At 71.3% G+C, this 25,241-nt stretch carries 24 protein-coding genes; 13 read left to right on the forward strand and 11 right to left on the reverse strand.

Annotated elements, in window-relative coordinates; translation table 11 throughout:
• Positions 1-62 precede the first annotated feature (62 nt).
• Positions 63-1,544, forward strand: a complete 1,482-nt coding sequence (locus ACIBJB_RS03830; RefSeq protein WP_398926158.1) for an alpha/beta hydrolase — start codon at positions 63-65, stop codon at positions 1,542-1,544.
• Here the strand turns inward: ACIBJB_RS03830 and ACIBJB_RS03835 are convergent.
• Positions 1,532-2,647 carry an abortive phage infection protein gene (locus ACIBJB_RS03835; RefSeq protein ID WP_398926160.1) on the reverse strand — a complete coding sequence of 372 codons (1,116 nt, stop codon included), beginning with the start codon at positions 2,645-2,647 and terminating at the stop codon, positions 1,532-1,534. The genes ACIBJB_RS03830 and ACIBJB_RS03835 overlap by 13 nt on opposite strands.
• A 133-nt stretch (positions 2,648-2,780) precedes the next feature.
• On the opposite strand from ACIBJB_RS03835, the gene bla reads away from it, so the two are divergent.
• Positions 2,781-3,680: a class A beta-lactamase gene (bla, locus tag ACIBJB_RS03840; protein WP_398926161.1), complete on the forward strand. Its 900-nt coding sequence runs from the start codon at positions 2,781-2,783 to the stop codon at positions 3,678-3,680.
• Here the strand turns inward: bla and ACIBJB_RS03845 are convergent.
• Positions 3,655-4,092: a protein phosphatase gene (locus tag ACIBJB_RS03845; RefSeq protein ID WP_398926163.1), complete on the reverse strand. Its 438-nt coding sequence runs from the start codon at positions 4,090-4,092 to the stop codon at positions 3,655-3,657. The two genes, bla and ACIBJB_RS03845, sit on opposite strands and share 26 nt — an antisense overlap.
• Positions 4,093-4,173: 81 nt before the next feature.
• On the opposite strand from ACIBJB_RS03845, the gene ACIBJB_RS03850 reads away from it, so the two are divergent.
• From ACIBJB_RS03850 to ACIBJB_RS03860, 3 genes are all read left to right on the forward strand, one after another.
• Entirely contained in the window at positions 4,174-4,701 is a 528-nt protein-coding gene (locus tag ACIBJB_RS03850; protein ID WP_280857518.1) for a SigE family RNA polymerase sigma factor, read from the forward strand.
• Positions 4,702-4,706: 5 nt separating this feature from the next.
• Positions 4,707-5,627 (forward strand): hypothetical protein, encoded by a 921-nt coding sequence (locus ACIBJB_RS03855; protein WP_398926831.1) that lies wholly within the window; start codon positions 4,707-4,709, stop codon positions 5,625-5,627.
• 94 nt (positions 5,628-5,721) lie between these two features.
• On the forward strand, positions 5,722-6,657 hold the full coding sequence (locus ACIBJB_RS03860; RefSeq protein ID WP_398926165.1) for a dihydrodipicolinate synthase family protein: 936 nt from the start codon (positions 5,722-5,724) through the stop codon (positions 6,655-6,657).
• A gap of 3 nt (positions 6,658-6,660) precedes the next feature.
• On the opposite strand, the gene ACIBJB_RS03865 is transcribed toward ACIBJB_RS03860, so the two are convergent.
• From ACIBJB_RS03865 to leuA, 5 genes are all read right to left on the reverse strand, one after another.
• Entirely contained in the window at positions 6,661-7,332 is a 672-nt protein-coding gene (locus tag ACIBJB_RS03865; protein WP_398926167.1) for a response regulator, read from the reverse strand.
• Entirely contained in the window at positions 7,329-8,597 is a 1,269-nt protein-coding gene (locus tag ACIBJB_RS03870) for a sensor histidine kinase (RefSeq protein ID WP_398926170.1), read from the reverse strand. Before ACIBJB_RS03870 ends, ACIBJB_RS03865 begins: the two co-directional genes overlap by 4 nt.
• An 11-nt stretch (positions 8,598-8,608) precedes the next feature.
• Positions 8,609-10,684: an MMPL family transporter gene (locus ACIBJB_RS03875; RefSeq protein ID WP_398926172.1), complete on the reverse strand. Its 2,076-nt coding sequence runs from the start codon at positions 10,682-10,684 to the stop codon at positions 8,609-8,611.
• Between the two features lie 224 nt (positions 10,685-10,908).
• Entirely contained in the window at positions 10,909-11,604 is a 696-nt protein-coding gene (locus ACIBJB_RS03880; protein WP_398926174.1) for a TerB family tellurite resistance protein, read from the reverse strand.
• 186 nt (positions 11,605-11,790) lie between these two features.
• A complete protein-coding gene (gene leuA / locus ACIBJB_RS03885) occupies positions 11,791-13,512 on the reverse strand; it encodes a 2-isopropylmalate synthase (RefSeq protein ID WP_398926176.1) in 1,722 nt (573 codons plus the stop codon).
• A 329-nt stretch (positions 13,513-13,841) separates the two neighbouring features.
• On the opposite strand from leuA, the gene ACIBJB_RS03890 reads away from it, so the two are divergent.
• Genes ACIBJB_RS03890 through ACIBJB_RS03905 form a run of 4 tightly spaced genes read left to right on the forward strand, consistent with a single transcriptional unit; the run spans position 13,842 to position 17,813 of the window.
• The gene (locus ACIBJB_RS03890; protein ID WP_398926178.1) at positions 13,842-14,909 is read left to right on the forward strand and encodes a M4 family metallopeptidase; all 1,068 of its coding nucleotides are present in this window, start codon (positions 13,842-13,844) and stop codon (positions 14,907-14,909) included.
• 21 nt (positions 14,910-14,930) lie between these two features.
• The gene (locus tag ACIBJB_RS03895) at positions 14,931-15,197 is read left to right on the forward strand and encodes a protealysin inhibitor emfourin (RefSeq protein ID WP_328638533.1); all 267 of its coding nucleotides are present in this window, start codon (positions 14,931-14,933) and stop codon (positions 15,195-15,197) included.
• Positions 15,198-15,243: 46 nt separating this feature from the next.
• The gene (locus ACIBJB_RS03900) at positions 15,244-16,578 is read left to right on the forward strand and encodes a GH1 family beta-glucosidase (RefSeq protein WP_398926181.1); all 1,335 of its coding nucleotides are present in this window, start codon (positions 15,244-15,246) and stop codon (positions 16,576-16,578) included.
• Positions 16,575-17,813 carry an MFS transporter gene (locus tag ACIBJB_RS03905; protein ID WP_398926183.1) on the forward strand — a complete coding sequence of 413 codons (1,239 nt, stop codon included), beginning with the start codon at positions 16,575-16,577 and terminating at the stop codon, positions 17,811-17,813. The genes ACIBJB_RS03900 and ACIBJB_RS03905 overlap by 4 nt, the downstream gene beginning before the upstream one ends.
• 95 nt (positions 17,814-17,908) lie before the next feature.
• Here ACIBJB_RS03905 and ACIBJB_RS03910 read toward each other — a convergent pair whose 3' ends face one another.
• On the reverse strand, positions 17,909-18,763 hold the full coding sequence (locus tag ACIBJB_RS03910; RefSeq protein ID WP_398926185.1) for an NAD-dependent epimerase/dehydratase family protein: 855 nt from the start codon (positions 18,761-18,763) through the stop codon (positions 17,909-17,911).
• Between the two features lie 119 nt (positions 18,764-18,882).
• Here ACIBJB_RS03910 and ACIBJB_RS03915 point away from each other — a divergent pair, with 119 nt between their 5' ends.
• Complete coding sequence (locus ACIBJB_RS03915; protein WP_398926187.1) at positions 18,883-19,737, forward strand: helix-turn-helix transcriptional regulator; 855 nt, start codon at positions 18,883-18,885, stop codon at positions 19,735-19,737.
• Here the strand turns inward: ACIBJB_RS03915 and era are convergent.
• Positions 19,734-20,702: a GTPase Era gene (era, locus tag ACIBJB_RS03920; RefSeq protein ID WP_398926189.1), complete on the reverse strand. Its 969-nt coding sequence runs from the start codon at positions 20,700-20,702 to the stop codon at positions 19,734-19,736. The two genes, ACIBJB_RS03915 and era, sit on opposite strands and share 4 nt — an antisense overlap.
• A 165-nt stretch (positions 20,703-20,867) precedes the next feature.
• On the opposite strand from era, the gene ACIBJB_RS03925 reads away from it, so the two are divergent.
• From ACIBJB_RS03925 to ACIBJB_RS03935, 3 genes are read left to right on the forward strand one after another with little or no spacing between them, the layout of a single operon-like run.
• A complete protein-coding gene (locus ACIBJB_RS03925) occupies positions 20,868-22,202 on the forward strand; it encodes an ammonium transporter (RefSeq protein ID WP_398926191.1) in 1,335 nt (444 codons plus the stop codon).
• The gene (locus tag ACIBJB_RS03930; protein ID WP_398926193.1) at positions 22,199-22,537 is read left to right on the forward strand and encodes a P-II family nitrogen regulator; all 339 of its coding nucleotides are present in this window, start codon (positions 22,199-22,201) and stop codon (positions 22,535-22,537) included. Before ACIBJB_RS03925 ends, ACIBJB_RS03930 begins: the two co-directional genes overlap by 4 nt.
• Before the next feature lie 11 nt (positions 22,538-22,548).
• Entirely contained in the window at positions 22,549-22,920 is a 372-nt protein-coding gene (locus ACIBJB_RS03935) for a hypothetical protein (protein ID WP_398926196.1), read from the forward strand.
• Here ACIBJB_RS03935 and ACIBJB_RS03940 read toward each other — a convergent pair.
• Both ACIBJB_RS03940 and ACIBJB_RS03945 read right to left on the reverse strand, forming a co-directional pair.
• Positions 22,917-23,864: a WxL protein peptidoglycan domain-containing protein gene (locus ACIBJB_RS03940; protein WP_398926198.1), complete on the reverse strand. Its 948-nt coding sequence runs from the start codon at positions 23,862-23,864 to the stop codon at positions 22,917-22,919. The two genes, ACIBJB_RS03935 and ACIBJB_RS03940, sit on opposite strands and share 4 nt — an antisense overlap.
• Before the next feature lie 59 nt (positions 23,865-23,923).
• Positions 23,924-25,240, reverse strand: coding sequence for a beta-xylosidase (locus ACIBJB_RS03945; protein ID WP_398926200.1), 1,317 nt, complete (start codon positions 25,238-25,240; stop codon positions 23,924-23,926).
• Between the last annotated feature and the right edge of the window lies 1 nt (position 25,241).

A 25,241-nucleotide genomic window follows, 5' to 3' on the forward strand; every position in this document is an offset into this window, starting at 1 on the left:
CCCTGCAAATCCGGCAGTTGACCGGATGTGCCCCCCGTCGGAGATCCACCAGGCTCGTACCCATGAAGCAGATGACGAAAAGCCTCGCCCTGATCGCCGCCGCCTCGGGCGTCGTCTTCGGGGTCGTGACCCCGCTGTCCGCCTCCGCCTCCTCCGGTGCCCAGGCGCTCAAGTGGACCAAGTGCGAGGGCAGCGGTCTCGATCCGCGCCAGCGGTGCGCGACCGTCTCCGTGCCCATGGACTACGCCGACCCGGACGGCCCGCGGATCGACATCGCCGTCTCCCGTATCCGCAGCGAGAACCCGGACGCCCGGCGCGGTGCCCTGCTGCTGATCCCCGGCGGACCCGGTGGTGACAGCATGAACGACCCGTCGGAGAAGGGGCAGAAGCTGCCGCAGTCCGTGCGGGACGCCTATGACCTGATCGGGTTCGCGCCGCGCGGGATGGCACCCTCGACGGCCGTCGACTGCGGGCTCGAACAGCGGGACCTGGCCCGGACGACCCTGCTGCCCTGGCCCGCCGCCGACGGCTCGGTCGACGCGAACATGGCCGCGGGGAAGCGCGTCGCCGAGGCCTGCGCCCGCAACGGCGGCGAGCTCATCCGGCACATCAGCACCCTCAACGAGGCCCGCGACCTCGACCGCGTGCGCGCCGCACTCGGCGAGCGCAAGGTGTCCGCGTGGGGCGTGTCCTACGGCACCTATGTCACCGACGCCTACCTCCAGTTGTTCCCGCGGCGCACCGACCGTGTTGTCCTGGACAGCAACGACAACCCGGACCCCGTCCTCGCGGAGCGCGCGTGGCTCGCCGCGTTCGAGCGGGGTGCCGAGGACAACTTCCCGGAGTTCGCCGAGTGGGCCGCCGCGCCCGGCAATCCGGACCGCCTCGCCGACACGGCCGCCGAGGTGCGGCCCCTCTTCCTGGAGCTCGCCGCCCGCCTCGACCGCGAGCCGATCCCCTGGCCGGGCGCCAACCCGGCGGAGCTCAACGGCAACGTCCTGCGCCAGACGATGCTCGACTCCTTCTACGACCCCGACGACTACCCGGCCCTCGCCCGGCTGATCCTCGCCGCCCGGCAGGGCACGGTGCCGCCCGCGCCGGCCGGCCCGCCCGAGGCCGTCCTCCAGAACGTCACCGCGGTCGCCGCCGCCACCATCTGCAACGACGCCGACTGGCCGAGCGACCCGGCGGTCTACCGCGAGGGCGTGGCGAAGAGCCGTGCCGAGTTCCCGCTGACCGGGGGCATGCCGAGGAACGCGATGCCGTGCGCCGACTGGCCCTGGGAGCCGAGGGAGGCGCCGGTGCACGTCACCGACCGCGGCCCCTCCAACATCCTGATGGTGCAGAACGAACGGGACCCGGCCACCCCGCTCAGCGGTGCCCTCAAGCTCCGCGAGGCGCTCGGCCGGCGGGCCGTCATGGTCACCAACGACTCCACCGGCCATGACGCCTACCTCGACAACGGCACCGCGTGCGGGGACGCGACCGTCTCCCGCTTCCTGGCCACCGGCAAGCGGCCCGCCGGGGACCTCTACTGCCGCTGACGGCACCGTCCGTAGCGGCGGGCCAGCGCGTGGAACGCCTCCTTCGGTTCCCAGTGCCAGTCCGAACGCGGGTCGTCGGGGCGGTCCCTGACCGCCTTGGCGATGCCGTAGCTCGCCATGTCGAGGTCGTGGCGGGGGTCGTCGGGGCGGTGGGGGGCGTCGGCGGTGAGGAACTCGAAGGCCATCGCCGCGTAGAGGCCCATCGACTCGAAGACATCGAGGAGTTGGGCGAGATAGACGGCCTGGGTGTGCTCGCTGCGCACGACGTTCCCCTTGATCTCCGGCGGGTTCTTGTCGTAGTCGACGATGTTCCAGCCCATACCGCCCGCCTCGGGGGCGCCCACGAACGTACAGGTGCCGAACTCGGTGATGGCGACCGGCTTGCCCCAGCGCAGGTACTGCCGCAACTCCCGGACGTATTCCCGTGGTTGACGGAAGAAGGAGTAGTAGTCGATGCCGACCACGTCGAACAGGTTCCAGTCGACCTCGTCGTCCTGGGCGGCGGCGTAGCTGAGGCGGCCGTGGAAGACCGAGCGACCCACCTCGGCCGCCTTCGCGGTGAAGCGGTCCAGCTCGCGCTGCATCCGCACCGGGTCGAAGGCGCCCTTCATCAGGTTCTCGACGCGCTCCAGGACCGTGTCCCCCGGCACGATCCCCGGCACGAACAGCCAGAACTCGCAGCCCACGCTGAGCTCGACGCTCGCGCCCTGCCGGCGCAGCCGCTCCGCGAACCGGCCGCACTCGGCGAGGTGGTCGAGGATGTCCCGCCGCGGGACGTCCCCGAGGGTGGGCTGGAGCCAGACGTGCAGCCCGCGTTCGGCGGCCTCGGCGGCGGTGGCGGTGAGGCGTTCGACACCGTCACCGGTGACGTCGAGGGTGTCGGCGTGCAGGTCGTCGCGGATGGCGCGGACGTCGGCGCGCATGCGAGCGGCGTTCCAGGCGGTGGCGGGGGTCTCGCCCTCGCCGACGGTGTAGACGACGCCGTGGCGTTTCAGCCCCCGCCCGGTCGCCTCCGCGCGGCCGGCCGGCAGCACCGCCGCCGCCCCCAGTGCCGCCGCTCCCGTCAGGAACTGTGCCCGGCTGATCCCCGTTGTGTTCTCCATGCCGCCCACTGTGTCGGCCGGGCGCGGGCCTGTCCGTCGGCCGATGGTCTGCGGCGGCGCAACCAAGGGATGACCGCCGACGTCGATCACTGAAGAGATCGGCTTCTGTCCCCGAACGAAGGAGAAGGAGATCTTGGGCTCCGGAAAGCTGTCCCGACGCGCCCTTCTGGCCGGTACGGCCGGTGCGGCCACACTCCTGACCGGCACGACCGCGTATGCCGCCGACGACGTCACCGCCCGGCTGCGCGCGCTGGAAGAGCGGTACGACGCCCGGCTCGGCGTCTTCGCCCACCACCTCGCCACCCAGCGGTCCGTCCGCTTCCGCGCCGACGAGCGCTTCCCGATGTGCTCCGTGTTCAAGGCCCTCGCGGCCGCCGCCGTCCTGCGCGACCTGGACCGGGACGGCGAGGTCCTCGCCCGCCGGATCCACTACACCGAGGACGACCTGGTGATCCCGGGCTCGGACCAGACGGCCGAGCATCTCGCCGAGGGCATGACGGTCGCCGAGCTCGCCGAGGTGGCCATCACCCACAGCGACAACACGGCCGGCAACCTCCTCCTGCGCGAACTCGGCGGCCCCACCGCGATCACCCGCTTCGCCCGCTCCCTCGGCGACCGGGTCACCCGACTCGACCGCTGGGAGCCCGAGCTCAACACCGCCGAGCCGTGGCGGCGCACGGACACGACGAGCCCGTACGCAATCGGTCGCACCTACGGCCGGCTGGTCCTCGGCGACGCGCTGAACCGCCGGGACCGTGAGCTGTTCACGCACTGGCTGCTGAACAACACGACCAGCGTCGACCGCTTCCACGCCGGTCTGCCGAAGACGTGGACCATCGCCGACAAGACGGGCGGCGGCTCCTACGGCACCAACAACGACGTCGGGGTCGTATGGACCGGGGCCGGTGACCCGATCGTCCTGTCCGTGCTGTCGACGATGCCCGCGCAGGACGCCGTACGGGTCGACGCGCTGGTCGCCGACGCGGCGCGGGCGGTCGCCGACACCCTCACCCGGCCGGCCGGAACCGCCTGACGTACAAGCGCTGCCACGGCGTCTCCACCGCCCGCCGGTCGTAGTGCTCCCGGACGTAGGCCACCGCCCTCTCCGGGGGCACGCCGTCCAGAACGGCCAGACAGGCCAGGGCCGTTCCGGTACGGCCCCGGCCGCCCCCGCAGGCGATCTCGACCCGTTCCCCGGCGGTCCGCCCCCACGCCTCCGTCAGTACCGCGCGGCACTCCTCCCGGTCCGCCGGCAGCCGGAAGTCCGGCCAGCGGAGCCAGTGGGAGGTCCAGGGAACCTCCGGCGGGCCGCCACCGAGCAGATAGATGCCGTACGACGGTCTCGGCGCGTGCGGGTCCAGTGCGTGCCGGAGACCACGCCCCCGTACCAGGCGTCCGGACGGCAGCCGGAGGACACCGGGTTCCTGTGCGTCCCACCCGTTCATGACCCCATTCGAACCCGTCATCGATGCCCGGGCAACCGAATCGGCCCCGACCGTGGTCTGGTGGGCGAGGGAGGGTGCTTGATGCAGGCCGAACAAGAGGACCGGTTCCAGGAATTCGTCAGAGCCAGATGGTCGCACCTCGTGCGGACCGCCTATCTGCTCACCGGCGACGCCCATCACGCCGAGGACCTGACGCAGACGGCGCTGGCGAAGGCGTACCGCTCCTGGCGGCGCGTGTCGGGCAGCGACAACCCGGAGGCGTACGTCCGGCGGATGCTCGTCACCTGCAACAGCGACCGCTTCCGCAAGCGGCGCGTGAAGGAGTCGCTGACCGACGCGCCGCCGGAGCGGGCGGGCCGGGACGAGGCCGTGGCGCGGGTCGAGGAGCGCGGGGTGCTGTTGGGCGCGTTGGCCCAACTGCCGCCCAGGCAGCGGGCGGTGGTCGTCATGCGGTACTGGGAGGACCTGTCGGAGGCGGAGGTCGCCGAGGTGCTCGGCTGCTCCCCGGGCACGGTCAAGAGCCAGGCGTCCAAGGGGCTGGCGAAGTTGCGTACGTATCCGGGGCTCGCGCAGGTCATGGACCGCGCCCCGCAGGGAGGGACGAAATGAGCGAAATGAGCGAAGGGGAGCGGGACTTCGAGGAGCAACTGCGGGAGCTGCTCGCCGAGGACGCGTACACGATCCGGCCGTCGCCGGCGCCGTATCCGCAGATCCGCCGCAAGGGCGTGGTCGAGCGGCGCCGCCGGGTGGCGGTGGCAGGGGCGGTCCTGGCGACCCTGGCCGCGGTGCCGGTGGGGGCGTTCGCGGTGGGCGGCGGGGGCACGGGGACGGCCGACACGGCGACGACACCCACGGCGTCCGCGAGCGCCACACCGACACCCACTCCTCCCCCCTCTCCCACGCCCACTGGGCCGGCGGGACCGGCCACGGCGGGGCAGCTCCGGGACGGGATCACGCTGGAGCAGGCAGCGGAGGGGCTGGACAAGTGCCTCGCGTACGACCGGGACCGCGTGGACCACGGCGGCGGCATCGCCTCCCCGGATCTGGGCAAGGCCGACGAGTACCGGATCATCCTGGCGCTCAACAGCACCGGTGACTCCAACGCGCCCGGTGACGGCATCTTCGTGGTCGCCGTCAAGGAGAAGCCGAAGGAGACCCGGCTGATCTGCAACATCAAGGACGGGGAGGCCTCCGGGCTCAACTCCAGTGTCGGCAGCGACCGGCAGCCGGACTCCCCGCCCGTACTGGCCGACATCAACGGCGGCAAGCTCTACCAGCAGTCCTTCCTGGACAAGGGCCACTGGAAGCTGCCGTTCGGCTGGGGCTTCATCGGCACGGTCGAACCGACGGTCGCCAAGGTGACCGTCTCCTACGGCGGCGCCGACAGCGAGGCCGTCCTCGATCACGGCTGGTTCGTCGCCTCCGGCACCCTGACCGAACAGGTCACCAGGAACCCGCACATCAAGGGCTACGACAAGGACGGCAAGCTGATCTACGACTCCGCCGAGGACACGTCGTACCAGCAGGTGCAGTAGCGAGGCAGCTCGGGACAGGGGGCGCCGTACAGGGGTCGGCGCCCCCTCACCCGTTGCGGGAGGATCAGTGGACGGCCGATCCCGAGGAGCCCCGATGACCCTGCCCGCCCCGCTGACCGGTGTGGTCCCGCCCGTCTGCACGCCCCTGACACCGGACCGCGAGGTGGACGTCCCCTCGCTGATCGGGCTCGTCGACCATCTGGTCGCGGGCGGGGTGCACGGGCTGTTCGTGCTCGGTACGTCGTCCGAGGCGGCCTTTCTGACGGACGCCCAGCGCAGGCTGGTGGTGGAGACGGTGACCGGGCATGTCGGGGGGCGGCTGCCCGTGCTGGCCGGGGTGATCGACATGACGACGGCCCGGGTCCTGGACCATGTGCGGGCGGTGACGGCGGCGGGCGCCGACGCGGTGGTCGTCACCGCGCCGTTCTACGCCCGTACCCACCCGGTGGAGATCGCCCGCCACTACCGGCTGGTCGCGGCCGGCAGCCCGGTCCCGGTCATCGCGTACGACCTCCCGAGCGGTGTGCACACCAAGCTCCCCGCGGACGTGGTCCTGGACCTGGCCGCCGAGGGCGTCCTGGCCGGCCTCAAGGACTCCAGCGGAGACCTCGCCGGCTTCCGCACCGTCGTCTCCGGCGCCCGCGCCCACCCCGACATCACCGGCTTCAGCGTCCTGACCGGCTCCGAACTCATCGTCGACGCGGCCCTCGCCGTCGGCGCGGACGGGGCGGTGCCCGGGCTCGCCAACGTCGACCCCGAGGGATACGTCCGTCTCGACCGCCTGGTCCGCGCGGGTGACCGGGAGGCGGCCCGCGCCGAACAGGAGCGGCTGTGCGCCCTGTTCGGCATGGTCACCGTGGGCGACCCGGCGCGCATGGGCGCTTCGTCCTCGGCCCTGGGCGCCTTCAAGGCGGCGCTGTATCTGCGGGGCGTGATCGACTGCCCGGCGACGGCGGAGCCACAGGTGCCGTTGTCGGAGGCGGAGGTGGCGCGAGTGGGCCGGTTCCTGGCCGGGGCCGGGCTGCTCTGAGCCCTACATGGTCCCCGGAGTCACCATCCCCGACTCGTACGCCACGATGACCAGTTGCGCCCGGTCCCGCGCCCCCAGCTTCCCCATGATCCGGCTGACGTGGGTCTTCGCGGTGAGCGGGCTGAGGCCCAGGGCCTCGGCGATCTCGGTGTTGTTCAGGCCCCGCGCGACCAGCGCCAGCACGCCTCGCTCCCGGTCGGAGAGGCACTCGGGCCCACCGCCCGGCACCGGCATCGGCACCGTCGGGCTGCGCAGGAACCGCTCGATCAGGCGGGCCGTCGGCCCCGGGGAGAGCAGCGCCTCACCGGCCGCCACCGTGCGGATGGCGTCGAGGAGTTCGGCCGGCCGGGTGTCCTTCACCAGGAACCCGGAGGCCCCCGCACGCAGTGCCTCGACGATGTTCTCGTCGGTGTCGTAGGTGGTCAGGACCAGCACCCGCACCCCGGCGAGCTCCTCGTCGGCCGCGATGAGCCGGGTCGCCTCGATGCCGTCCAGGTCGGGCATGCGGATGTCCATCACCACCAGGTCGGGCCGCACTTCGCGGACCGCCCCCACGGCCTCCCGGCCACTGGCCGCCTCTCCCACGACCTCCATGTCCCGCGCCGACTCGACGAGCATGGCGAACGCGGCCCGCACCAGGGTCTGGTCGTCGGCGAGCAGCACGCGGATGGTCATACGGTTCCCTCCCCCATGGTGAGCGGCAGCGCCGCCGTCACCTCGAATCCGCCCTCGGGGCGTGGTCCGGCGTCGAGTGTGCCACCGACGCTGCGGGCCCGCTCCCGCATGCCGACGAGCCCGAAGCCGGGGGTGCCGCCGGGGACGGGCCCGGTGCCGTCGTCGGTCACCGACACCCGCAGGGCGCCCGGTTCGGCGTACAGCCTCAGGCGTACGGCGGGTTCGGGTCCCGCGTGCCGGACCGCGTTGGTGAGCGCCTCCTGGACGATCCGGTAGGCGGCGGCGCCGACGGCGGGCGGCGGATCGGTGCGGATGCGCAGGTCCTGTTCGACGCGGGCGCCCGACAGCCGGGCCGCCGCGACGAGGTCGGGCAGGCCGTCGAGGCCGGGCAGCGGGCCGCGGGTGTCCTGGTGGCCGTGTTCGCGCAGTACCTCCAGGGTGGTGCGGAGTTCGCCGCGCGCGGTCCGGCAGGTCTCGGCGATGTCGTCGAGGGACTTGGCGACCGCCTCCCGGTCGAGGCGTTCGGGGTCGGCGGCCAGGACGTGCGCGGCCACGGAGGTCTGCACACCGATCAGGGTGATGCTGTGGGCGAGCAGGTCGTGCAGGTCACGGGCGATGCGCAGCCGTTCCTCGGCGACCCGGCGGCGGGCCTCCTCCTCGCGGGTGCGTTCGGCGCGGACGGCACGCTCGACGATGGAGGCGACGTACTGGCGGTAGTAGCGGACGTCGATGCCGCAGAAGAGGACCGCGATGATCCAGCCGGAGGTCCGCAGCAGTTCGACGGCCTGATGGGCGCTGACGGTGAGCATGACGCTCGTGGAGACAGCGAGGACGGTGGCGCCGGTCAGGACCGTCCGCAGGGGGCGGCCGGTGACGGCGACCGTGTAGAGGACGACGTAGGCGACCGGGGTGGGCGCGAAGTGGTTGTTGTCGAGGGCGTGGTACGGCACGAGCAGCGCCACCACCGCTGCCAGCACGAGCAATGGGCGGCGCCGCCGCCACACGATCGGCACATGGGCGGCCAGCAGCAGTGTCCAGCCGAGGGTGTCGGGGCGCAGGCCGTCGTCGGTGAACAGGCCTGCGCACACGGCCGCGACCGCCAGTACGCCGACGAGCACCGCGTCGTTGCGGGTGCCGTGCGGGGCGGTCCGCGGGTCGCGGTTGACCGCCGCCATGATCCGGTCCCCCAGCCGGGGCCTCGTGGTCTCGTGCACGGTGTCATCCTCGGGGAGGAAGGCGCCCTTCCGGGAGGGAAGGGCGCCCATGAGTGACCTCGTCACACGCGTTCCGGCCGGCGCTCGGTGCGGACCGGCGGCTCGGGCTCCCGGGACAGCGGGCCCGGCCACCACACCTTCCGCCGCAGCGCGACGGCCGCGCTGGTGACGAGGTAGGTCCGCACGAGGAACGTGTCGAGGAGCACGCCCACCGCGATCACGAAGCCCAGCTCGACGAGTTGGACCAGCGGCATGTTGGTGAGCACCGCGAAGGTGGCCGCGAGGACCAGGCCCGCCGAGGCGATGACCCCGCCGGTCGTGCGCAGCGCGGTGAGGGCGGCGGTGACCGGTTCGGCGCCGGCCAGGGACTCCTCACGCATCCGGTGCATCAGGAAGATGCCGTAGTCGACGCCGAGGGCGACGAGGAACACGAAGGACAGCAGCCCGAGTCCGGGGTCGGTGCCCTCGAAGCCGAACACCGGCCCGAAGACCAGCCCGCCGATGCCGAGGGCGGCGCCCCACACGGCGACCACGGCCGCCACGAGGATCAGCGGCGCGACGAGGGACCGCAGCAGGGCGATCAGGATGAGCAGCACGGAGACGAGGACGATCGGTACGACGATCCTCCGGTCCCGCGCGTTGGTGTCCTTCAGGTCGAGCTGCTCGGCGCTGGGACCGCCGACGTAGGAGCCGTCGAGTCGGTCCTGCAGTGCCTCGATGGTCGCGGTCTCCCCGGCGGACTGCGGGGCGCTCTTCGCCGTGACGGCGATCTCGGTCCAGCCGTCTCCGGTACGTCCCTTCTGCGCGCTGTCGACGCCCTGCGTGCCGCGGATCGCGGCGAGGGTCGCGTCGGCGCGGTCGGCCGGGGTGATGACGCCGATGGGTTGCGTGCCCCGCTCCGGATAGGCCTCCGCGAGCGTCTGCATGGCGGCGACCGCGTCGGGCTTGGTGGTGAACGAGTCCTCCTGCTTGATGCTGCCGGGCAGGTTCAGCACGCCCAGCGCGAGCGCCCCCAGCAGCACGGCCCCGCCGGCCAGCACCGTGAGCGGCCGCCGCCCGGCCGAGGTGCCCATGGCGGCGAACAGCGACCGGCGGACCTTGGGGGTGCTGCCGTAGCGGGGCACCAGCGGCCAGAACACCCGGCGGCCGAGGAGCACGAGGACCGCGGGCAGCAGGGTCATCATCGAGGCGAGCGCGACCAGCACCCCGACCGTCCCCAACGGGCCCATTCCGCGGCTGCTGTTGAGGTCGGCGGCGAGCAGACACAGCAGGCCGGCGGCCACGGTCCCGGAGGAGGCGAGCACTGCGGGCCCGCAGCCCTTGAGCGCGGCGGCCATGGCGTCGTACGGCCGCTCGGTCCGCCGTAGCTCCTCCCGGTACCGGGAGACGAGCAGCAGCGCGTAGTCGGTGCCGGCACCGAACACGAGGATCGTCATGATGCCGGAGCTCTGACCGGTGACGGAGGTTCCGAACCCCTGGTTGAGCCCGTAGGCGACGGCCCGCGCCAGGAACTCCGACATGCCCGCGACGCCGAGCGGCACCAGCCACAGCAGTGGACTGCGGTAGATGACGATCAGCAGCAGGGCCACCACCGCGGCGGTCGTGTAGAGCAGCGGTCCGCCGAGCGAGTCGTAGACCTCGCCGGCATCGGTGGCGAGGGCCCCTTCCCCGCCGACCTCGACGCCGAGCCCGTCCTCGCCCTTCGCGATGTCCCGCACGTCGTTGACGAGGCGGTCGCGGGCCTTCTCGTCCGTTCCCGGCTCGGTGCTGGCGACGGGATACATCACGGTGGTCCCGTCCTTGGACGGAATGCCCCGCGGCTCGGCGGTGAGCGTGTGCGCGTCCGCGATCCGCCCGATCTGCCCGGCGGCGGCCGCCTTGTCGGCCGCCGTCAGCCCGCCGTCCCGGTGGTAGACGACGACCATCTGCGTGGCCTCGCCTCCGGGCAGCCGGTCCTGGATCTTCGCGACCTGCGTCGAGTCCGCGCTCGCCGGCAGATAGTCCACGGCCCGGTCCCGCTGCACGTCCGCGAGCTTCGACGCGAACGGCGACACGGCCACCAGCAGGACGATCCACAGCCCCAGCACCAGCCAGGGCACGGCACGTCGTCGCCGTGCGCTCATTTTTGCGGCCCCCATCGACGGGCCTCCCTCCGGTTCGGATGTCTGGATCGCTTCCAGACTCCCGGCGAAGGGGCGGGTGTTCGTCGCGCGTGAGGCCGAGTCGGGGGGTACTGCCAGGGGTGGCCCGGGGCGCGAATTACTCCCCGGGGAGTATCAGGACGGCGTCGGGGCCGCCGCGATCAGCTTGATCACGTCGCCCGCCTGAAGCAGGACCGCCTCGCGGCCCCGGGCCGGAAGCGTCAGGACGGCGTCCGCGCCGCTGCCAGCAGCCGCGCCACGTCGTCCGCGCAGATGGTCAGGGCCGTGCCCACCGTCGTGAGGACGTCCCGCTCCGCCGGGGTGTACGGGCCGTCCGCCAGAGCGATGCGGGCGGCCTGGAGGAGGATCGACTCGCGGCCCGCCGGGGCGAGGTGGGGAGCGAGCGGGTCGAGGGCCTCGTGGAGCTCTATGGCGAGGCCGGCTCCGCAGGGGCGGTCGTAGACCCGGCCGGTGTCCTCGGCGAGGGCCTCGACCAGGGCCTCCAGCTGGTCCTCGGTGCAGTCGTCGAAGCCCGCCGCGCGGACCGTGGCGGCCGCGGTCTCCAAGGAGGTGCGCGAGCAGGTGCCGCCCGCCGCCAGGACCGCGAGCGCGACGGTGTGGACGGCGTCGCGGAGCATCCCGGAGAAGCGGGTCGTGGTGGGGTGGTCGAGGACGTCCGTGCCGAAGTGGCGTCGGCAGGCCGCGCATTCCACCACAGGGCCGGTGTCACCGCGCGGCAGGACCGGGACGCCCAGCAGGACGAGGCGGCGACGGCCCGTCAGGCGCTGGAAGTTGCGGTCGCCCCCGCAGCCGGTGCAGAAGAACTCGCCGTCGCCGACGGTCGTCCACGCGGTACGGGTGCCCAGGAGGCGCGCAGGCCTGGCAGCACGGCCGTTTCGTCCCCGTCCTGGCAGCACGTCACACCTCCGCGTAACCCCGCGGCAACATCGCCGCGCTTGCGTGATGTTAGCCACATCAGTGAGGCGGAGTCAGTACCCCCGACGAGACCTTCCCGTGACCTCCACGCGCCGGTGGCCGATAAACGACGGGGCCTTGATCGCCGTATACAGCGATCAAGGCCCCAAAACCCCCGGTCAGAGGGATTATCGAGCGGCTCGGTTGACGGCGGAGACGACCGCCTTCAGCGACGCACGCGTCGTGTTCGCGTCGATGCCGATTCCCCACAGAACCTTGCCGTCGATCGCGCATTCGATGTAGGAGGCGGCCTGCGCGGAGGCACCCTCGCTCATCGTGTGCTCCTGGTAGTCCAGCAGCCGGGCGTCGATGCCTACCTTGGCGAGTGCGTCGAAGAAGGCCGAGATCGGCCCGTTGCCGCTGCCGGTGAGGACCGTGTCCTCGCCGTCGACCGTCGCCTCGACGCGCAGCGTGTCCACGCCGTCGGTGTCCGTCGTCGACTGGCCGTTCCTGACCTGGATACGGCCCCACGGGTTCTCGGGGTTGGGCAGGTACTCGTCCTGGAAGGTCGCCCAGATGTCGGAGCCGGTGACCTCGCCGCCCTCGGCGTCCGTCTTGGCCTGGATGAGCTTCGAGAACTCGATCTGCATCCGGCGGGGCAGGTCCAGCTTGTGGTCGTTCTTCAGGACGTAGGCGATACCGCCCTTGCCGGACTGCGAGTTGACCCGGATCACGGCTTCGTACGAACGGCCTACGTCCTTCGGGTCGATGGGCAGGTACGGGACCGCCCACTCGATGTCGTCGACGGTGACGCCCTTCGCGGCCGCGTCGGCCTCCATGGCGTCGAAGCCCTTCTTGATGGCGTCCTGGTGGGAGCCGGAGAAGGACGTGTAGACCAGGTCGCCCACGTACGGGTGGCGCGGGTGGACCTCCATCTGGTTGCAGTACTCCCACGTACGACGGATCTCGTCGATGTCGGAGAAGTCGATCTGCGGGTCGACGCCCTGCGAGAACAGGTTCATGCCCAGGGTGACCAGGTCGACGTTGCCGGTGCGCTCGCCCTGCCCGAACAGACAGCCCTCGACGCGGTCGGCGCCGGCCATCAGCGCCAGTTCGGCGGCGGCGACGGCGGTGCCGCGGTCGTTGTGCGGGTGGATCGAGATGCACACGTACTCGCGGCGGGAGAGGTTGCGGTGCATCCACTCGAAGCGGTCCGCGTGCGTGGAGGGGGTCGAACGCTCCACCGTGGCGGGCAGGTTGAGGATGATCTCGCGGCCCGGGCCCGGCTGGTACACGTCCATCACCGCCTCGCAGACCTCCAGCGCGAAGTCCAGCTCGGTGTCGGTGAAGATCTCGGGGCTGTACTGGTAGCCGAACTCCGTCTCCGGGCCCAGCAGCTTCTCCGCGTACTCCATCACCAGGCGGGTGCCGTCGACGGCGATCTGCTTGATGTCGTCCTTGGAGCCGCGGAAGACCACGCGGCGGAAGACGGGAGCGGTGGCGTTGTACAGGTGGACGGTGGCGCGCTTGGCGCCCTTCAGCGACTCGACGGTCCGCTCGATCAGGTCCTCGCGGGCCTGGGTCAGTACGGAGATCGTGACATCGTCCGGGATCGCGCCGGGCTCCTCGACGATCGACCGCACGAAATCGAAGTCCGTCTGCCCGGAGGCCGGGAACCCGACCTCGATCTCCTTGTAGCCCATCTTGACCAGCTGGTCGAACATCCGGCGCTTGCGCTCGGGCGACATCGGGTCGATCAGGGCCTGGTTGCCGTCACGCAGGTCGGTGGAGAGCCAGCGGGGGGCGACGGTGATCCGCTTGTTCGGCCAGGTGCGGTCCGGGATGTCGACCTGCTCGTACTGGCCGTACTTGTGGATCGGCATGGTGCTGGGCTGCTGGCGGTTCGCCATGATTGCGGGGCTCCTCAGGATGTCCGGGAAGGACGGCCGACACGCAACGCGAAGCTCCGCGGGGAGGGAGTCGACCTGGCTTACAGGCCCTCGCCGCGGCAGCTAAGAAGAAGCAGCCCGAAACGCATGATGCGCAGAATGCTAGCGGAGCCGCTCCCGGTGCGGGGCGCTGTATCAGTATGCGGGACCAGGGAATCGAAAGGGAGTGAAGCGGACAAAAAGTGCGCCATACCACTTCGTCACGGAGCGTGCACTCCCCTGTCCGCATATTTCACCAATCATGGTTGCGGCTAGTGACACGGTCATGACTCAGTGCAAGGGTGCGGGGCATGACGACTCACGGGGGCTTCGAGCCCGTCTTCTGCACCGTCATCCCGCCGCATGTCCTCGACAAGCTGGCCAGGAACGACGATCCCGCACTCTCCGGTCCCGCCCGGCGCACGCTGATGCGCGACAGCGAGCTGCGCGGCCGCCGCCGCGTGACGACCGAGTTCGGCCTCGCGGCCGCGCCGACGGCGAAGGCACCGTCGGACCAGCCGCTGCGCACCCTCTACGACGCCGGGCACCAGACGGACCTGCCCGGCCGGAAGGTCCGCGCCGAGGGCTCCGAGCCCGGCCAGGACGCCACCGTCAACCGCGCCTACGCCGGTCTCGGCGCCACCTTCGACCTCTACCTGAAGGCCTACGCGCGCCACTCGATCGACGGCGACGGCCTCCCGCTCGACGCGACCGTCCACTTCGACGAGAACTACAACAACGCCTTCTGGAACGGCGAGCAGATGGTGTTCGGCGACGGTGACGGCGAGATCTTCCTCGACTTCACCATCCCGATCGACGTCATCGGCCACGAACTCACCCACGGCGTCACGCAGTACACGGCGAACCTCACCTACTACGGCCAGCCGGGCGCCCTCAACGAGTCGATGTCCGATGTCTTCGGCTCGCTCATCAAGCAGTACACGCTCGGCCAGACCGCCGCCGAGGCCGACTGGCTGATCGGCGCGGGCCTGCTCGCGCCCAGCGTCTCCGGCAAGGCCCTGCGGTCCATGAAGGAGCCGGGCAGCGCGTACGACGACGACGTGCTCGGCAAGGACCCGCAGCCCGCGACGATGGACGACTACGTCCGCACCGGCCGCGACAACGGCGGGGTGCACATCAACTCCGGCATCCCCAACCACGCGTTCTACCTGGTGGCCAACGCACTCGGCGGCCATGCCTGGGAGAAGGCGGGACAGATCTGGTACGACGTCCTGACCGGCGGCGAACTCTCGGACCGGGCCCTGTTCACCGACTTCGCGAAGCTCACGGTCGCGGCGGCGAAGGCCCGCTTCAGCGAGGGCGACGAACTCCAGGCCGTGTCCAAGGCCTGGGAGCAGGTCGGGGTGCGGATCCTCTGAGTCCGTACTAGACAGGGACCCATGCGTATTCAGGTGCGGCGCACGGGCGGATTCGCGGGCATCGAGCGGCACAAGGAGGTCGACACCTCCGGGCGGCCCGATGCCCACGAATGGCAGGCCCTGGCCGAGAAGGCTCTCGCCGCCGGCCGGGGCACCCGGCCCATCGGGGTTCCGGACGGCTTCAGTTACGAGATCACCGTGGACGGCAGGACCGTGTACGCGGCCGATCCCCGGTTGACGGAGGAGCAGCGGAGACTGATCTCGAAGGTACTCAAAGAGGGCGCGTAACTCCTTGTTCACGCCCGCCCGTTGACTTACCTACCCGCCGGTACCGATGATCCGGCGCATGGCGACTCAAGAGCATGCGATCCCCCGGTTCCCGGCCGGCTTCCTGTGGGGCGTCTCGACCTCGGCCCATCAGATCGAGGGCGCGGCGGACGAGCGTGAGCGGTCCGTGTGGGACACCTTCACGGCCGAACCGGGACGGGTGAAGGACGGCTCGACGGCGGCGGTGGCCTGCGACCACTACCACCGCTACCGCGAGGACGTCGCCCTCCTGGCCGGCCTGGGCGTGGACGCGTACCGCTTCTCGATCTCCTGGCCGCGGGTGCGCTCCGAGGGCGGCCTCGACTTCTACGACCGCCTCGTGGACGAACTGGTCGCGGCGGGCGTCCGTCCGGTCCCGACGCTCTTCCACTGGGACCTGCCGGTGGCGCTCCAGGAGAAGGGCGGCTGGCTGGAGCGGGACACGGCGTCCCGGTTCGCGGAGTACGTGTCCCTGGTGGCCGACCGTCTCGGCGACCGCGTCAACAAGTGGATCACCCTCAACGAGCCCGCCGAACACACCCTGTTCGGCCACGCGCTCGGCGCCCACGCCCCGGGCAAGCAGCTGATGTTCGACGCGCTGCCCGCCGCCCACCACCAGCTCCTGGGCCACGGCCTGGCCGTACAGGCACTGCGCGCGTCCGGCGCCACGGACATCGGGATCGCCAACTCGCACGGCCCCACGTGGCCGGCCTCCCAGGAGCAACCGGACCTGGAGGCGGCCGACTTCTACGACCTGCTCCTGAACCGGCTGTTCGCCGACCCTGTGCTGCTGGGTGAATACCCCTCCGGACTGGGCGACTTGATGCCGGGCGACGTGGCCGCCGACCTCAAGGTCATCAGCGAGCCGCTCGACTTCTACGGGGTCAACTACTACGCCCCGACCCGCGTGGGCGCCCCGCAGGGCGAGGACATCGAGTTCGGCGGACTGACGATCCCCGCCGAACTCCCCTTCTCCGTCCAGGAGATCGAGGGCGTCCCGGTGACGGACTTCGGCTGGCCGGTGGTTCCCGAGGGGCTCACCGAACTCCTCACCGCCTTCCACGAGCGCTACGGCGACCGGCTCCCGCCCGTCGTCATCACGGAGAACGGCTGCTCCTACCAGGGCGTCGACGACCAGGACCGGATCGCCTACCTGGACGGCCACATCCGCGCCCTGCACCAGGCGGTCGAGGCGGGTGTGGACGTGCGCGGGTACTTCGTGTGGTCGCTGATGGACAACTTCGAGTGGGCGGAGGGGTACGCACGCAGGTTCGGGCTGGTGCACGTCGACTTCGAGACGCTGGCCAGGACCCCGAAGGCGTCGTACGCGTGGTATCGGGAGCTGCTCCGGGCACAGAGGTGAGCACGGCTCTCGCGGAGCCTGTCGAGCGCGTCGGCAAGGGCTGGACCGCGTCCCTCTCGCTGGCCAACGTGGCGATCTGGGTGGGCTGGTACGGCCCGCTGCAGATCCTGCTGGCCCGGCAGGCGGAGGACTTCGCGCCCGGCGCCGGAATGTCGAAGGAGACGCTGCTGGCCTGGGTGACCGGCGTGGGCGCGGTGGTGTCGCTGGCGGCGAACCCGTTCTTCGGCGCGCTGTCGGACCGGACCACGGCCCGCTGGGGCCGCCGCAGCCCGTGGATCGTGGCCGGTGCGGCGGGCGGCGCGCTGTCGTTGCTGGTGCTCGGCGGGGCGGGCGGGCTGTGGGTCATGACGCTCGGCTGGTGTCTGGTCCAGCTGACCCTGAACGCGGCCTTCGCGGCGGTCACGGCGGCCGTGCCGGACCGGGTGCCGCGGTTCCAGCGGGGCGCGGTGGGCGGCTGGATCGGGGCGGCGCAGATCCTGGGCGCGGTCGTCGGCACGGGGCTTGCGACGGCGGCCGGCGGGATCGCGGCGGGCTATGCGGCGTGCGCGGTGTTCACGCTGGCGGGCGTCCTGCCGTACGTGCTCCGCCACCGGGATCTCCGGCTGGCGGCGGCGGACCGCCCCGCCTGGTCGTGGCGGTCGTTCGCACGCGGCTTCTGGCTGAGCCCCCGCCGCCACCCCGACTTCGCCTGGGCCTGGCTGACCCGCTTCCTGATCAACCTCAGCAACGCGCTGGTGATTCTGTATCTGCTGTACTACCTGCGGGACCGCCTGCACCACGACGACCCCGAGCAGGGCGTACTGATCCTGACCGCGGTGGACAGCGTGGCGCTGCTGGCCACCGTGGTCGTGGGTGGCGTCTGGTCGGACCGGGTGGGCCGCCGCAAGCCGTTCGTGCGCTGGTCCGGTGTGCTGATGGCGGTGGCCACGGGGCTGCTCGCGGTATGGCAGACCTGGCCGAGCGCGATCGTCGTGGCGGCGCTGCTGGGGGTGGGCCTCGGGGTGTTCATGTCGGTCGACTTCGCCCTGATGACGGACGTCCTGCCGACGGCGACGGATCGGGGCAAGGACTTGGGCGTCATCAACGTGGCGAACGCCCTCCCCCAGGTGGCGGCCCCCGCCCTGGCGGCACCAATCGTCACGCACCTAGGGGGATACCGAGTGCTGTACGGGGTGGCGGCGGCGCTGGGTTTGGCGGGAGCCGTACTGGTTGGCCGTATAAGGGGCGTTGACTAGATGCCGTCAGGGGCGCGGGGCTGTATCGATGTGCGGCTCCGCCGCGTGGGCGCGACCAGCCCCCACCGGCCCGCAGACGACAACCAACCGCAGCATCACAACGCCCCGGCCTCCCGAGCCGCATAAACCGACGGATACACCGGCCGATACCCCAGCTCCCGCCGAATCCGCTCCGTGGACATAATCACCAGCCACGGATCGGGATCCACCCGCTCGTACGACTCCCCCGGAACCTCCACCCCGTTGAGCTGATGCAACTCCACCGCCGTCACCGGCGCGTCGTCGGCGATGTTGTACACCCGCCCCGAGATCCCCGGCGCATGCAGGATCCGCAACAACCCCTGGGCGACATCCACGTGGTGCCCCATGTGCAGCCGCTGGCCCGACGCCCAGTTCTTCGCCCACATCAGGGACTGGGCGAGATGCGGATCCCCCTCGCCGTAGACGAAGGGCAGCCGCCCGACCCGCACGTCGAGCCCCTCCAGCGCGAACAGCTCCCGTTCGGCCTCCGCCTTGGACGCGGGATAGGCACCCCACATGGACCCGCCGGGCCGGCTCTCGTCCTCCTCCGTGACCGGGCGCCCCCGCCCCTCGCCGTACACAAGGCCGGTGCTGACCTGCACGAACCGCCGAACACCGGAGGCCACCGCGGCACGGCCCAGCTCCACGGCCGCGTCCCGGTTGACGGCCCAGGCCTCCTCGTCCGGCACGCCCCGGAAGGCCGCGGCGACGTTCACGACCGCGTCCACCCCGGCGACGGCCTTGCCGAGCACCTCCGTGTCGCGCAGATCTCCTACGACGACCTCGGCACCGAGTTCCGCGAAGGGCTCACCGCGAACCGTGTCGCGCACCAGTACCCGTACCCGCTCCCCCGGCCGGGACTGCGCCAGCAGCCTGGGCACGAAGCGCCGGCCTACCTGTCCTGTCGTACCTGTCACCAAAGTCAGCATGTTTCTGCTCCTCTCGTCCCGACCAGCGTGGAACGGCCGGACGGGCACCGGGAGAGACCTCTTGATCGGGGGATCGGCAGACCCTGGATAAGCCGGACGGGGTGCCGCACGCTGGAGGGGTGAACCGAGCCGAACTCGCCGACTTCCTGCGCCGTGGCCGCGCCCGGCTGAACCCGTCCGACGTGGGTCTGACGCCGGGCGCCCGGCGCCGCACGCCCGGTCTGCGCCGCGAGGAGGTGGCGCAGCTGGCGGGGATGTCGGTGGACTACTACACGCGACTGGAGCAGTCCCGTGGCCCTCGCCCGTCCCGTCAGATGCTGACCGCGCTGGCCCGGGCGCTGCGCCTGACCGATGTGGAGCAGGACCATCTGTTCCACCTGACCGGCGAGGAGCCGCCGCGCCGCGAGACGGCGTCGGCGCACGTCCGCCCGGGGCTGCTGCTGATCCTGGACCGGCTGCACGACACCCCGGCGCAGGTGGTGAACGACTGTGGCGAGGTGCTGGCGCAGAACGCGATGGCGAAGGCGCTGGTGGGCGACGCGATGTCCCGCCCGCGGCGCGACCGCAACCTGGTCCGGCGCTTCTTCCTGGACCCGACCGCGCGCACGCTCTTCCCCGAGGAGGACCTCGCGGAGCACGCGCGCACCCAGGTCGCGACCCTGCGCGCGGTGGCCGCGGCCCGCCCCGACGATCCGGAACCGACGGCCCTGGTGGCCGAACTCCGTGCGGGCAGCGAGGAGTTCGCGCGCCTGTGGGACGAACACGAGGTGTCGCAGCGCGACAGGGCGACGAAACGCTTCGTGCACCCCGTGGTCGGCCTACTGGAACTCGACTGCGAGGTCATGGTCAGCCACGAACACCACCACCTCCTGGTGGTCCACACGGCCCGCCCGGGGACGGAGGCGTACGAACGACTCCAACTGCTGCGGGTGCTGGGCTTGCAGGACCTGTCCCCGCAGCCGGCGACCCCCTAGAACCCCAGCTTCCGCAACTGCCGGGGATCCCGCTGCCAGTCCTTCGCCACCTTGACGTGGAGGTCCAGGAAGACCGGTGTGCCGAGTAGCGCCTCGATCTGCTTGCGTGACTTGATGCCGACCTCCTTCAGGCGCTTGCCCTTGGGGCCGATGATGATGCCCTTCTGGCTGGGGCGCTCGATGTAGAGGAAGGCGTGGATGTCGAGGAGGGGCTTGTCGGCGGGGCGGTCCTCGCGGGGGAGCATCTCCTCGACGACCACCGCGATGGAGTGCGGGAGCTCGTCGCGGACGCCCTCCAGCGCGGCCTCGCGGATCAGTTCCGCGATCATGACCTGCTCGGGCTCGTCGGTGAGGTCGCCCTCCGGGTAGAGCGCGGGGCCCTCGGGAAGCATCGGGATCAGCAGGTCCGCCAGCAGGTCGACCTGCTTGTTCGCGGTCGCCGACACCGGGACGATCTCCGCCCACTCGATGCCCAGCTCCTTGCCGAGCTGGTCGACGGCGATCAGCTGCTCGGCCAGGGTCTTGGAGTCGACCAGGTCCGTCTTGGTGATGATCGCGACCTTCGGGGACTTCTTGATCCCCGCCAGTTCCTTCGCGATGAAACGGTCACCGGGTCCGAGCTTCTCGTTCGCCGGCAGACAGAAGCCGATCACGTCGACCTCGGCCCAGGTCGTCCGCACGACGTCGTTGAGCCGCTCCCCCAGCAGCGTGCGCGGCTTGTGCAGTCCGGGGGTGTCGACCAGGATCAGCTGGGCCTCGGGCCGGTGCACGATCCCGCGCACCGTGTGCCGCGTGGTCTGCGGCTGGTTCGCGGTGATCGCCACCTTCTGGCCGACCAGAGCGTTCGTAAGGGTGGACTTGCCCGCGTTGGGGCGGCCCACGAAGCAGGCGAAGCCGGCGCGGTGGGGTGCCTGCGACGATGCCGGCGGCTCGGATGACTGACTGCGAACGCTCATGCGCCCCATTCTCCCTGATCCACAGAGCCCCGCCGCACAGGCGCCCGCGCACCCGCCCGACCGTGAGCTTCCGGAAACCCCAGCGCAATGAAACACGACGGAAACACCCTCGTGCACAACCGGAAACGCACGCCCGTGACCCTCTGACGAGCCCCCACCTCGTTGGAGACCTCCATGCCCCTCGCCGCCGCACAAGCAGCAGCGCGCATCGACACCGGTGACACCGCCTGGCTGCTCGCCGCCACCGCCCTCGTCCTGCTGATGACCCCGGGCCTCGCCCTGTTCTACGGCGGCATGGTCCGCACGAAGAGCGTCCTCAACATGCTGATGATGAGCTTCGTATCGATCGCCCTGGTCACGGTGGTGTGGCTGGTCGCCGGATACTCCCTCGCCTTCGGCGACGACGCGTTCGGCGGCCTGATCGGCGACCTGAAGCACGCCGGGATGAGCGGCCTCGGCCCCGACAGTGTCCACGGCACCGTCCCCACCCTCCTCTTCGCCACCTTCCAGCTCACCTTCGCGATCATCACGGCCGCGCTGATCAGCGGCGCGATCGCGGACCGCGCGAAGTTCGGGGCATGGCTGGTGTTCGTCCCGGTCTGGGCACTGCTCGTATACGTTCCCGTCGCCCACTGGGTGTGGGGCCCGGGTGGCTGGGTCCTGGACACGCTCGGCGCGCTCGATTTCGCGGGTGGTCTGCCCGTCGAGATCACCTCCGGTGCCTCCGGTCTCGCCCTCGCGCTCGTCCTCGGCCCGCGTCTGGGCTTCAAGAAGGACGCCATGCGCCCGCACAACCTCCCCATGGTCATCCTCGGTGCGGGCCTGCTCTGGTTCGGCTGGTTCGGCTTCAACGCGGGCTCGGCTCTCGGCGCCAACGGCCTCGCGGCCGCAGCCTTCCTCAACACCCTCGCCGCGGGCTGCACCGGCCTGCTCGGCTGGCTCTTGGTCGAGCAGAAGCGCGACGGCCACCCCACCACCCTGGGCGCGGCCTCCGGCGCGGTCGCGGGTCTGGTCGCGATCACCCCGTCCTGCGGCTCGGTCTCCCTCCTCGGCGCACTCGTCGTCGGCCTCGCCGCCGGTGTCGTCTGCTCCTACGCGGTGGGCTGGAAGTTCAAGCTCAACTACGACGACTCGCTCGACGTGGTCGGCGTCCACCTGGTCGGCGGAGTCATCGGCACGCTCCTGATCGGCGTGTTCGCCGTGCGGGAGATGACCGGCGGCACGGAGGGACTGCTGTACGGCGGCGGACTCGCCCAACTCGGCAAGCAGCTGGTGGCCGTGGTCGCCGTGGGCGCGTACGCCTTCCTGGTGACGTACGGCATCGGGAAGCTGATCGACAAGGTGCTGGGCTTCCGGGCCGACGAGGAACACGAGCAGACCGGCCTGGACCTTACGGTGCACGCCGAGACCGCATACGATCACGGCGTCCTGGGCCACGGTGCCCCGGTCGGCGCGTCCTCCGTACTCCCCTCCGCCCCCTCCGATCAGAAAGCCACGACCCAGGCATGAAGCTCATCACCGCGATCGTCAAGCCGTACCGCCTCGACGAGGTCAAGACCGCGCTCCAGGAGATCGGCGTCCAGGGCCTGACCGCGACGGAGGCCAGCGGCTACGGCCGTCAGCGCGGCCACACCGAGGTGTACCGCGGCGCCGAGTACCAGGTCGACCTGGTCCCCAAGGTCCGCATCGAGGTCGTCGTCGAGGACGCCGACGCGGACCCGGTGATCGACGCCATCGTCAAGGCCGCCCGGACGGGCAAGATCGGTGACGGCAAGGTGTGGGCGCTGCCGGTGGAGACGGTCGTACGGGTGCGGACGGGCGAGCGCGGCCCGGACGCGCTCTGAGGGGGGGCGCCGTGAGCGAGTGGTACGTCCTCGTCGAGGAGAACGCGGGCTGGAGCGACAGCAACTGGCGCCTCAAGAACAAGGTGCACGTGGAGGGTGGCAGGGAGCAGGCTCTCGCGCGCGCCGAGGAGTTGAGCCTCTCCTACGTGGAGGACTCCTGGCGCGCCGAGGAGTACGGCCGCCTCGTGTTCCGGACCTCCGAGACGAGCTGGTTGCTGGAGCTCACCAGGGAGTCGTGGCCCTCGGACGACGACGAGCCCTACACCCGCACCGACTACGCCCGCCTGACCGTCGCCGAACTCGTCGCCTCGAAGGAAGCCCCTCCCGCACAGCGCCCCGCGCCGAAGAAGGGCATCCTCCGCCGCACCCTGGGCCGTGACTAGACGACCGGGGTCCGCGCCCGCCGCGCCCTGACGAACAGCACCGTCCCCACGGCGCCCCCCGCCCCGAGCAACACCGCGACCAGCCACGGCAACGCGAAGAAGGACGCGCTCGCCGACTCCCGCGTGTCCTTCGCACTCGCCGTCAACTTCACGTCGCCCCAGTCGAGTTGCGGCGAGTCCTGCCATGGTTCAGTCAGCCGGACCCGCTGCCCGGGAAGCAACTCCCCCGGGATGCTGGCAAGTTCGCGGGCGAGCAGCGTGCGTCCGAACAACCCCGTCGCCCGCAGCTCCACCTTCGGGTTCAGAGTGACGTTGCCGGTGTTGCGCAGGGTGTACGAGATCGTCGCACCGCTGTCCCCCAACCCCGGTACCAGCGGCTGGTGGTGGCTGACGCGGACGTCCTCGACGGCGATCGCCGGCACGGTCGGTCCGCCCACCCGCAGATAGATCCTCGCGGCGACGGCCCGCCGCACACCGAGCGCCACCGCGCCGTCGCCCTTGTCGATCCGCTCGTCCAGCGCCACCAACGCGCCGGGATGGTCGCCCGGTTCGGCGCCCTCGGGCACCGACAGCGTGAAGGGCACGGTGACCTTTCCGTGCGCGGGGACGGTCACCCGGGACTTCGCGGGCTTCGCCCAGGCCCCCACCCCGCGCTGTTTCTCCGCGACGGTACGCACGGCGAAACCGCCGTCGCGGGCGGTGTTGTAGGCGTCGGCGGCGTACAGCCGGAAGGTCAGCGGCCGACCGGTCTTGTTGGTGACGACCACCTTGTCGTCGATGGTCTGGCCGGGGTCGGCGGAGAGGTAGAAGTAGGGCCGCGCCGCGATCTGGGAGGCGGCGGGGTACACGGACCAGCTGCCGTTGTCGGCGGCGTGCGCGGGTGCGGCCGCTGCGGCTGCGGTGGCCAGGAACAGGCTCAGGAAGAGGACGTACAGCTTGCGCATGGGTGCGGACCCCCACGGGTGCGAGAAGGACGGACGGGCGGGTGCGGGCGCCCGTACGGTCAGCTGAGCGTGAGGGTGAGAACGCCGGAGTACGTGCCGGGAGGCGTGAACGCCGGTACGTTCAGGGAGAGTCCGGCGTCCACGGTGAACTCACCGCCGGTGAGCGTGCCGTTGGGCGTGGACGCGAGCGTCGCTCCCGAGGATCCGACCGCGCCGGCGGAACCGGCCTGGCAGGTGCTCGGGCTGCCCGCCTTGGTGGCGCAGGCGGGACTCCAGCTCAGCGCACCGGCGTCGATCTTGGCGCCGGGTCCGGAGAAGTCGGTGACCTTGCCGGTGAGGGACCAGCCGGCGGGTCCGCCGCGGAAGTCCTGGACGGTCACCTTGTTCAGGTCACCGGTCGAGGCACCGCCCTTGCCGTAGTCCACCGCCGAGAGGCTGACCGCGTCCCCGGCCTGGGACATGGACAGCGTGCCCGCCTTCACCGTGGTGGTGACCTTCTGGCTGCCGGCCGGGACGGGGGTGTCGTCGATGACGACGTACGCCTTCGGCCCCGCCCCCTTGGCGTCGCTGAACACGCTGCCCTCGTACGCGACGACACCGGTCGTCGTCTTGTCGTTGACGACGAGCGAGCCGCTGAACGCGCCCGAGGAGTCGGCGGTCGCGGTGGCGGTGTCCGCGGTCTGGGCGGCGCCGGACCGCCCGGCCAGGGTGACCGTCGCGCCCGGGGTGAACTTGCTGCCGGTGACGGTGACGCTGTCACCGGGCTTCCCGGAGGCCGAACCCAGCGCGATGTCCCGCTCGTTGACGGGGTTCGCGTCCGTCGCGGTGACCGTCTCGGAGACCGGGGCGGGCGGGGTGATCACCGTGCAGGGGGTGTCCAGTTCGAGGATGTAGCTGGTGTGGATGTTGTAGTCGCCGGGCGAGAGCGTGATCGCGCCGGGTGAGGTGACCTTGAAGGTGCCGGTCATCGAGAACGACGGGAAGGCGCCGTTGCCCGGCACCGGGTCGTTCTTCTTCGGTCCGGCCACCGTCACGGCACCGGTCTGGGCGCCGCCGAGGGTGACCTTGCCGGTCGGCGTCATGATGTCGGCCGGCAGGGCGAGGGCCGTGGGGTTGCTGGCGGCCGGCTTGACCACCGTGTAGGTCACGGTGACGGTGTCGCCCACCTTGGGGCTGGTGTTGTCCACGGCGATGGCGGCCGTCGTGGTGCCGTCGATCGGCGGGATGCCCGCGACCGCGGGCGGGATGCAGTGCGTGGCGAAGTCCACGTTGGTGGCGGCACCGGCCGGACAGGCCAGTGCGCCGCCCGCGGTGACCGCGAGCGCGGTCGCCCCGACAAAGGACGCCAGACGGCGTCTTCGAGTCGTCGAACCCATG

Source organism: Streptomyces sp. NPDC050759 (assembly GCF_044456945.1).
Taxonomy (GTDB): Bacteria; Actinomycetota; Actinomycetes; order Streptomycetales; family Streptomycetaceae; genus Streptomyces.

Bases quoted from the DNA above. Each gene is read 5' to 3' on its own strand.
- ACIBJB_RS03830 (WP_398926158.1), top strand. From the start codon at position 63: ATGAAGCAGATGACGAAAAGCCTCGCCCTGATCGCCGCCGCCTCGGGC.
- ACIBJB_RS03835 (WP_398926160.1), bottom strand. From the start codon at position 2,647: ATGGAGAACACAACGGGGATCAGCCGGGCACAGTTCCTGACGGGAGCG.
- ACIBJB_RS03845 (WP_398926163.1), bottom strand. From the start codon at position 4,092: ATGAACGGGTGGGACGCACAGGAACCCGGTGTCCTCCGGCTGCCGTCC.
- ACIBJB_RS03850 (WP_280857518.1), top strand. From the start codon at position 4,174: ATGCAGGCCGAACAAGAGGACCGGTTCCAGGAATTCGTCAGAGCCAGA.
- ACIBJB_RS03855 (WP_398926831.1), top strand. From the start codon at position 4,707: ATGAGCGAAGGGGAGCGGGACTTCGAGGAGCAACTGCGGGAGCTGCTC.
- ACIBJB_RS03860 (WP_398926165.1), top strand. From the start codon at position 5,722: ATGACCCTGCCCGCCCCGCTGACCGGTGTGGTCCCGCCCGTCTGCACG.
- ACIBJB_RS03865 (WP_398926167.1), bottom strand. From the start codon at position 7,332: ATGACCATCCGCGTGCTGCTCGCCGACGACCAGACCCTGGTGCGGGCC.
- ACIBJB_RS03870 (WP_398926170.1), bottom strand. From the start codon at position 8,597: ATGGGCGCCCTTCCCTCCCGGAAGGGCGCCTTCCTCCCCGAGGATGAC.
- ACIBJB_RS03875 (WP_398926172.1), bottom strand. From the start codon at position 10,684: ATGGGGGCCGCAAAAATGAGCGCACGGCGACGACGTGCCGTGCCCTGG.
- leuA (WP_398926176.1), bottom strand. From the start codon at position 13,512: ATGGCGAACCGCCAGCAGCCCAGCACCATGCCGATCCACAAGTACGGC.
- ACIBJB_RS03890 (WP_398926178.1), top strand. From the start codon at position 13,842: ATGACGACTCACGGGGGCTTCGAGCCCGTCTTCTGCACCGTCATCCCG.
- ACIBJB_RS03895 (WP_328638533.1), top strand. From the start codon at position 14,931: ATGCGTATTCAGGTGCGGCGCACGGGCGGATTCGCGGGCATCGAGCGG.
- ACIBJB_RS03900 (WP_398926181.1), top strand. From the start codon at position 15,244: ATGATCCGGCGCATGGCGACTCAAGAGCATGCGATCCCCCGGTTCCCG.
- ACIBJB_RS03910 (WP_398926185.1), bottom strand. From the start codon at position 18,763: ATGCTGACTTTGGTGACAGGTACGACAGGACAGGTAGGCCGGCGCTTC.
- era (WP_398926189.1), bottom strand. From the start codon at position 20,702: ATGGGGCGCATGAGCGTTCGCAGTCAGTCATCCGAGCCGCCGGCATCG.
- ACIBJB_RS03925 (WP_398926191.1), top strand. From the start codon at position 20,868: ATGCCCCTCGCCGCCGCACAAGCAGCAGCGCGCATCGACACCGGTGAC.
- ACIBJB_RS03930 (WP_398926193.1), top strand. From the start codon at position 22,199: ATGAAGCTCATCACCGCGATCGTCAAGCCGTACCGCCTCGACGAGGTC.
- ACIBJB_RS03940 (WP_398926198.1), bottom strand. From the start codon at position 23,864: ATGCGCAAGCTGTACGTCCTCTTCCTGAGCCTGTTCCTGGCCACCGCA.
- ACIBJB_RS03945 (WP_398926200.1), bottom strand. From the start codon at position 25,240: ATGGGTTCGACGACTCGAAGACGCCGTCTGGCGTCCTTTGTCGGGGCG.